Origin of the sequence: Rhizobium sp. RHZ02, from assembly GCF_014851575.1 — a bacterium.
In the GTDB taxonomy this organism is placed as follows: domain Bacteria; phylum Pseudomonadota; class Alphaproteobacteria; order Rhizobiales; family Rhizobiaceae; genus Rhizobium; species Rhizobium altiplani.
On record NZ_JACUZX010000016.1, the window covers coordinates 116,165 to 123,364 of the forward strand.

Sequence of the window (7,200 nt, forward strand, 5' to 3'; positions counted from 1 at the left end):
TGTGAGAGTCAGCCTCTCAAATCCGATAAGCCCGTTGACTCGGGCAGCTTGCCGCAGCAGGCGGCGCGCAGCCTTGGCGCGGCAAAATCTATGAACGCTCTCACCTTCAGTGGGAGCAGCCCCTGGCGCGGATAGACGATGTGTACGGGCCGCGCCGGGCCATCATACTCGGTCAGGATTGGGACAAGCGCGCCTGACCGGAATTCGTCCTGGAGCTGATAGTCGAATAGACGCGCGATCCCGACACCGCCCAACGCCGCCGTAAGATTGCTGGCTGCCGTGCTTACAGAAAGCCTGGTACGCGGTGCTGCGATCAGTTCCTCGCCGCTGACGTGATAGGTCCAGAATTTGGAGGGATTGCCGAAGAGGATACAGTCATGGTCAGCTAGATCGAGCGGGTGTCGCGGCGTTCCACGTCGGTCGAGATAGCGGGGGCTGGCGCAGGTCAGCATTCGATAGTCACCGACCCTGACGGCGTAGAGCGCGCTGTCGGCGAGTGGTCCGAGGCGAATGGCGATGTCTACCTGCTCCTCAATCAGCTGAACCATTCGGTCTACGGCGAGAAAGCGAACCGTGACATCTGGATATTGGTCCATGAAAGCAAGCGCGATCGGTAACGCTATGCCCGTGCCGAATTCGACCGCAGTTGTAATCGCCAATTCGCCGCGTGGTGCCTCGTACTCGCCCGAGGCGCGCCGCTCGGCCTCCTCAAGATCAGCAATGATCCGTCGTGCCGCATCGACATAGTCCCGCCCGGCATTGGTAAGCTGGATATTCCGGCTGGTGCGGACGATGAGGCTGGCGCCGAGATGCCGTTCCAGCTCGGCCACCTTGCGACTGACGCTGGGAAGCGGCGCGTTGAGCTTGCGGCTGGCTGCCGACAGGCTGCCGGCATCGACGACCGCAAGTATGACACGCATTGCATCGAGACGATCCATGTCGCGCCCCAACCAATGGGCAAACGCCCGAGAAACACGCCTGGAAGTTCGATCGCGATCCTGAACCAAAACAGCGTCGCCGTCGATAGACTTGCGGCGATGGTTCTCCGGCAATCTGGCCAAGGTGCCGGACGGGACTGCCACCAACGACTTTCGGCGGACTGCATTTGCGAGGGTGAGGAATTGTATATGTGTGTATTAACCCGCCAAGTAGACAACAGTTCGAAACACCCGGTCCGCATTTGTGAAAAATCCAAGACACAAAGAACGGGCAATTTTCTCTGTGAGCTGGGGCTGAAGTGAGCGCCCGGCCATCTGCAACACGAAGGCTCTATCTTCATTGCGGGGGCTGCGGTTCAGTGGTTGCGGGATGGTCTCGGCATTATCGGCAGCGCCGATCAGACCGCCGACCTTGCCCAGCAGGCAGACCTTGAGCAGCAGCTCTATCTTGTTCCAGCATTTACTGGCCTCGGCGCCCCCTGGTGGGATCCGAGCGCCCGGGCCACGCTCTTCGGCATGACCAGGAATTCAGGTCCGGCGGAGCTTGCACGTGCGGCCCTGGATTCGATCTGTCTCCAGACGCATGATTTGATGCAGGCAATGCGGAGCGATTGGCCGGATGCATCCATATCGCTGCTTCGCGTCGATGGCGGTGTGTCGAAGAACGCCTGGGCAATGCAGCGCCTTTCAGACATCGTCGGTCTTACTGTCCAGCGATCAAGTTCAAGCGAAGTGACAGCACTCGGAGCTGCATGGCTGGCTGGTCATGGCGCCGGGTGCTGGCCAGGCCCGGAGCAGTTCGCCGCCGAACGGGAAATCGGACAAGGCTTTCATCCATCCGTGGGCGCTGACCAGAATTTCCAGTTGGTTCGAGGGTGGAAGGCAGCAGTGCGGGCAACCATCCAGTTCGCTTCTCAAGTCGCTTAGCGAGCCTTTGAGGATTAACCGGCGCGCGCCGCTAGCCGAAATGCCGCCAGGCAAATGAAAAAATCGGGCTGGTGTGAACGGAGGGCGCGTCGGCGCGTGCGCACTCACCACGGGAGGGCAGATCGGAGACTGACGGGACCTGATGACAACGGCGTTTGTTGTCGTGTAATCCCGCCGTTATAAGTGTCTGCCAAAACCTTATAATGAAGCCGAAGCAACTGTGCCAGACTTCGGCCAAGACAGTCGCGGTTCGGCTCTGGCCTCTGGTTACGGCTCGAAGGTCTTCACATGGCGCGGCGCGATCGGGCGGGTTGCCGGAAATTGTCGCGCCGGTGAGTTTGCCATCGGTTCGGTCGATGCAAATGCGACAGTGCGGGGAATACTCGACCTCTATGACAAGCTTCTGGCCGATTTACCCGAGACGCATTGCTGAGGCAGATTGCGCAGCCGGGCGCCGCTGCGACAACCTGCTAAAAGCGTTGCCAGGCCCCTGAGGCTCTGAAATTCTGGGACATGGAATGGACGCTGCAGCGAAGCGGACGGATGGCGTTAACCAAAGTCGGCACAGCGATTGGCAGAGAGCGCGGGATGCATTGGCACGTTGACTTTGCCCAAGGCTGATTGTCGAGACGCCGGCCAAAGGGACGATGCCGCAGCGATGCGATTTGAAACTTCGTTGCGCCGATGTCATGCTCTTGTTCGGCTGTTCGTTTGTTGCCGAGGTCAGGTTCGCCGGGAGAGCGTTTGACCCAGCCGCACTAAGGACAAGTGGGGGTGACCATGATTGTCGTTGAGCCGCTGCGCGACAAGAACATCCTGATCATTACACCATACGGTTCGCTCGAACGGGCCGACTTCGCGACGATCGCGAATGGGGTTGGGTTCGTCCTTCGTTCAGACGGCAAACTCAACGGTCTGATGATCAGTATTGAATCATTCCCCGGCTGGAAGAACTTCGGGGTTCTGGCTGCTCATCTGAAATTTGTGTCTGGTCACCATCGACAAATCGAACGGATTGCTGTTGTAATCGGCAGCAGGCTTCTTAGGCTCATCCCCGCCATCGCCCACTATTTCGTCCACCCTGAGATTCGCTCATTCGACTTTGGGCAACGAGCAGCAGCCCTTTCGTGGTTGGAGACTGGCCGACCATGACTTATCCGGGGGAGAAAGAGGCAGAAGCAGATCCTTGGTCGCGCTGTCCCGGCCGGCGGAGTCTCCTGGCCTTTGTTCTGACTGTGGTTTGGGCCGCATGTCTTCCCGTGCAATCCTTTGCGCAATCGCCGCTCGGAGCGGACATGCCTGAAGTGGAGTTCGGCGCGCGCAAAATATTCCTGATGCTTTTTTTGATGCTCGGTCCAATCAAGATACTGGTGCCATTCAAGGTCCTCGCAGGCAGCTATGAGCCCCGCGTTCGGCGACGAATAGCCTCCAGAGCGATCCTTTTCTCGGCGGCGGCGCTCGCGATCGCCGGCTTTCTCGGACGCACCATGATTGAAAATCTGGAAATCTCGTTGCCGGTGCTGGCGATGACCGGCGGCATCATCCTGTTCATCGTGGCCTTGCGAACTGTCTTGCAGCCGGCTGCTAACCTCCCGGTACGACCGACAGAGCCGGGCCAAACGGATCTGGGACTAGCTCTTACACCGCTGGCGTTTCCAACGATCGTGACGCCTTATGGTATAGCCGCCGTGATCGTCTTCGCGACGTTGGCGGGTGACCGCCAAACGGAAGGGCTCACCGTGGCGGCCATCGTATTGCTGATCTTGGCGCTGGACTGGATGGCAATGCTGTTCGCGGAGTCTATCCTTAGATGGATCGGAACTTCACTACAGGTTTTGGCAGTGGTGCTTGGCGTTACCCAGGCTGCTCTGGGTCTGCAGATAATTTTGCATAGTTTAAGCATGATTGCCTGGTGACCACCGCTTTTCCGCACTGGGCAACGTTTTGCGACAGGGAAAGACAAGCGCATGCACCCCCTCGTCGTCCAGGACTGCGAGCTGTAGTTCGAGCGCGAGCGGCGCTTTCAAAATCGGTTGCCACATCGAGGCACCTCATTGGAACGCTTTCATTCCAATTGACACGATCAGGCACGTATGAGACGCCGAGCATGGCGGCAAGCACGGCCACAAATGATCACCAGCTCACTCCACATAGAACACCATGTTGCCGTTGCGTGCCCTCATGACCCACTCGATGTCGTCGGGCTTGAGCCCCTTGGCCTTGAGTTGCCCGACAAGCCACTTGTTCGACTTTGCCGCGTCTCTAATGGCCTTCTGGTGCTGTGCGCTGCCGGGAGATGGATGTGAACCAGTTTCGGAGAAGTTTGCGGTTCGGTAGCTAACTATAGATAGTCGCTTGCCATGATAGGTGCGAACATATTCCGGAAGACTTTCGCTCCAGTTCATCCTGCGATATTCGCGCCGGGTCTGTTGAGCATCGACCGGGCATGCGACCGTAGCGATTGTGATTGCGATTCCAAGCAGTGCCGCTAGCTTCATCATTTCAATGCTCCACAAAGATGGTTTGCCGTGAACATAGCGTACGCCCAGCGGCAGGGCATTGAGCGTAGTCAATACCAGCCCAGAATTTGGGCGGGAATCCGATCTTAGACTGTTTGAAGCTAGCGTGGGTGTTAATGCTAACGCACACGACGGACGACCAGAAGGAATTACCCGGTCGGCCCACCGCTATCTGATGTCGCGCGCCTGTCCCGAGGCCCTCAGCTCTTCGAGGGTCTTGCCGACGCAGCTCTCGCCTTCGGAATCTCCAATAGCTTTGGCACGGCCATGTAAAGTAATAGTACCTCCGATTCGGTCCGACGCAACAAACGTTGCCGTCCCGTCCTCAGTGACTCGGGACAAATAGAATGCATGGAACGTGTCCTTGTATTGGCAGGTGATGACCAAAGGGAAACGGTCAAAAGGATCCTGAGCCAACGCCGCTGAACCAGATACTTGGAGCGACGTCCAACAAGCGGCCAGCACCACGATCGATACCCTGATCAAAGCGCGTACAGTCCGTGCAAAGAAGAACAGCATTGATTGATCCTCGCATGTTTTGGCGCCAATTCGGCACACGCGTCACTGATTGACTTGAAGCAATAGCTCGGGACCCAAGCTGCCTGCACCAGTTATGCAATCAACTTGCGCAACATCTCTTGATCGGGCCGCACCACAGCGGCCCTCATCGTTTGACCCATGACTTGCCTCCCTTCTACACGTTCGAAGAGTTTTATGGGCGCGCGCCCGAGCCAATACGGCAGTGTTAAAATGCGCCGTCGCCAAAATCAGTTGGGTACGATGTCCCATTTTTCGTCAGGGTTGAAGCGCGTCATTTTCGCGACCGCCGCGGCGGTGTTGGTGCCGAGATCGCGTTCGTAGACGACGCCCTTCTCGCTCACCAGGAACGTCTTCACTCCCGTCTCACCGTATTTGACGGGCCATCCGACGAGCGCGAACCCGACGATCATGTTGCCGTTGATTATGTAGCTGTAGTCGCCACCGGCTATGTTGGCGCCCTGGCCCTTCAGGATCCGAAAACGGTAGCCGAAATAGCCATCCCCGGCCTTCGCACGCTCGAGAGCGGCCTGTTCGACGAAGGCTCCGGCGGGACTGTCTTGATCTCCCTGGTTGGGGGGCCAGTAAAGGCCGTCTGTCTTGCCAGGGCTACTTATAAGGCTCTGTGCATATTCGAGAACGCCGTCGCCGTCGTGATCGGCCGAAGCGTATTCTTGCTGCGCGTCGACGTAGTTGCGCATGGTGTCGATCGCTTGCAGTTCATTCTCGCCGATCCGCCTGTCGAGGATCTCCTCGAAGCCCGCCTTGGTATCGAAGGCCCATTTGCCATCACCACGTTTCGCGAGCGGGAAGGGGAGCGGCCAAAGCTTGTCGCCGATCTCGACGATCTTCTTGCCGTCCCGGTCCTCCACGACCACCTGCTTTGCGGCGCCCTCGCGGATTTGCCGGTAGGTGTTCATGGCATCCTCGTTGGCCTTTAGCTTGGCCGCGTCGATGCCGAGCAGCGCAGCAAGACCATCGACGTCGCCGGACGACAGCGCTGCCTTCAGCTTGTCGACCGCCGCAATCGGGTCGTCGAATTGCGGCGCCGGAGTTGAGGCCGTGAAGTTGTCGAACGGCGTATCCTGGGCGAGCACCGGTACAGTTCCGCAAAGAACGGTCGTTGTTGCAAGAACGGCCCAGAGGCCTGCAGACTTGAAGAACGTGTTCATCGTTTTTCTCCCCAAAGGTCGCTCAACGTCTGCCGCCACCGCGTCCGCCACCGCCACCGCGGCCGCCGCCGCCTCGAGGCATTTGTCTACCGCCGCCACCGCGGCTCATCTGCTGCCGTCCGCCACCGCCACGGCTCATCTGCGACCGTCCACCCCCACCGCGCTGAATGTTGGAACGGTTGGGCGAGCGCTGGACGTTGGAACGGTTGGGGCGCTGGGCGTTGGCGCGGCTCTGCGCTCCACGCCTCGAAGCGTCGACCTGACCGCGCTTCGACGAGACGTTGCCGAGTGCGTTTGCGCGGCCGCGGTTGTCTGCCTTGCCGGCGAGCTTACCGTTCGCGGGCCGCTGGCCGGCCGCCGGCCGGTTTCCGCCACCGGGGCGATTTACGCCCGCGCCGGCGCCTGGCCGATTTCCTGCCGCTGGCCGGTTGGCGACCCCACCGCCGGGGCGGTTGAGGCCGGCTTGCCCGGCGTTACCACCACGGTTTTTCAGACCCTCCGCGGTGCTTCTGCGCACGTCGGCTGCGCGGTCCGCCCGGTTGGCGACGCCAGCGCCGCGCTCACGGTTGATCTCGGAGGCGCGATTGCGCAGGTTGTTGGCGCCATTGGCCTGGAGATTGTTTCGGATAGTGTTGCGGTCGACGTTCGCCAACTGACTTCTGTCGATGTTGAGCTTGCTGCGGTCGACGTTCTTCCAGTCGACGTCGTTCCACTTAACCTTGCCGTTGAAATTGCGGTTGTTGAAACAGTTGTTGCAATCGACGTCGATGTCGCCGCCCCAGTTGCCGCCCCAAACGCCCCAGTTGTCCCAGTTGACCGCAGCCGCCCAGGCAACGCCCGTCACGGCTGCGGCGAAGAAGGCAGCACCGGGATACCAATAGTTCGAATAGGGCTGGTCGTAGTAGCTAATAGGCTGGTAGGCGTAGCCCGGCTCGTAGAGCATCTCCGGCGGATATTTCGGGATGTAGACTTTCTCGGGGTCGGTCGGCCGGATGACAACGTTGTCGCCCTCGTTGACGATCGTGATCTTGTCGTCCGTCTTGATCGCGCCCTTGGCCACCGCTTGGTCGCGTAGCTGTTGAATGGCCACAAGGACGTCCTTCTGCT

General features: G+C 59.5%; 9 protein-coding genes. 4 read left to right on the top strand and 5 right to left on the bottom strand.

The features are described from left to right. Window positions 1–8: 8 nt before the first annotated feature. Window positions 9–938, bottom strand: coding sequence for a LysR family transcriptional regulator (locus tag IB244_RS21080; protein WP_018860377.1), 930 nt, complete (start codon window positions 936–938; stop codon window positions 9–11). A 315-nt stretch (window positions 939–1,253) separates the two neighbouring features. Here IB244_RS21080 and IB244_RS21085 point away from each other — a divergent pair, with 315 nt between their 5' ends. From IB244_RS21085 to IB244_RS21100, 4 genes are all read left to right on the top strand, one after another. Beyond that, window positions 1,254–1,865, top strand: a complete 612-nt coding sequence (locus IB244_RS21085) for an FGGY-family carbohydrate kinase (RefSeq protein ID WP_192305457.1) — start codon at window positions 1,254–1,256, stop codon at window positions 1,863–1,865. Window positions 1,866–2,085: 220 nt separating this feature from the next. Next, the gene (locus IB244_RS21090) at window positions 2,086–2,298 is read left to right on the top strand and encodes a hypothetical protein (protein WP_018860379.1); all 213 of its coding nucleotides are present in this window, start codon (window positions 2,086–2,088) and stop codon (window positions 2,296–2,298) included. 347 nt (window positions 2,299–2,645) lie between these two features. After that, window positions 2,646–3,017 carry an STAS/SEC14 domain-containing protein gene (locus IB244_RS21095; protein WP_246734572.1) on the top strand — a complete coding sequence of 124 codons (372 nt, stop codon included), beginning with the start codon at window positions 2,646–2,648 and terminating at the stop codon, window positions 3,015–3,017. 143 nt (window positions 3,018–3,160) lie between these two features. Continuing rightward, window positions 3,161–3,781, top strand: a complete 621-nt coding sequence (locus IB244_RS21100) for a MarC family protein (protein ID WP_246734560.1) — start codon at window positions 3,161–3,163, stop codon at window positions 3,779–3,781. A 225-nt stretch (window positions 3,782–4,006) separates the two neighbouring features. On the opposite strand, the gene IB244_RS21105 is transcribed toward IB244_RS21100, so the two are convergent. From IB244_RS21105 to IB244_RS21120, 4 genes are all read right to left on the bottom strand, one after another. After that, a complete protein-coding gene (locus tag IB244_RS21105) occupies window positions 4,007–4,366 on the bottom strand; it encodes a hypothetical protein (RefSeq protein WP_018860382.1) in 360 nt (119 codons plus the stop codon). 186 nt (window positions 4,367–4,552) lie between these two features. After that, entirely contained in the window at window positions 4,553–4,903 is a 351-nt protein-coding gene (locus tag IB244_RS21110; RefSeq protein ID WP_192305440.1) for a hypothetical protein, read from the bottom strand. A 248-nt stretch (window positions 4,904–5,151) separates the two neighbouring features. Beyond that, the gene (locus tag IB244_RS21115) at window positions 5,152–6,093 is read right to left on the bottom strand and encodes a DUF2950 domain-containing protein (RefSeq protein ID WP_192305442.1); all 942 of its coding nucleotides are present in this window, start codon (window positions 6,091–6,093) and stop codon (window positions 5,152–5,154) included. Between the two features lie 22 nt (window positions 6,094–6,115). Next, a partial coding sequence (locus IB244_RS21120) for a DUF3300 domain-containing protein (RefSeq protein ID WP_192305444.1) occupies window positions 6,116–7,200 on the bottom strand: 1,085 nt, incomplete at its 5' end.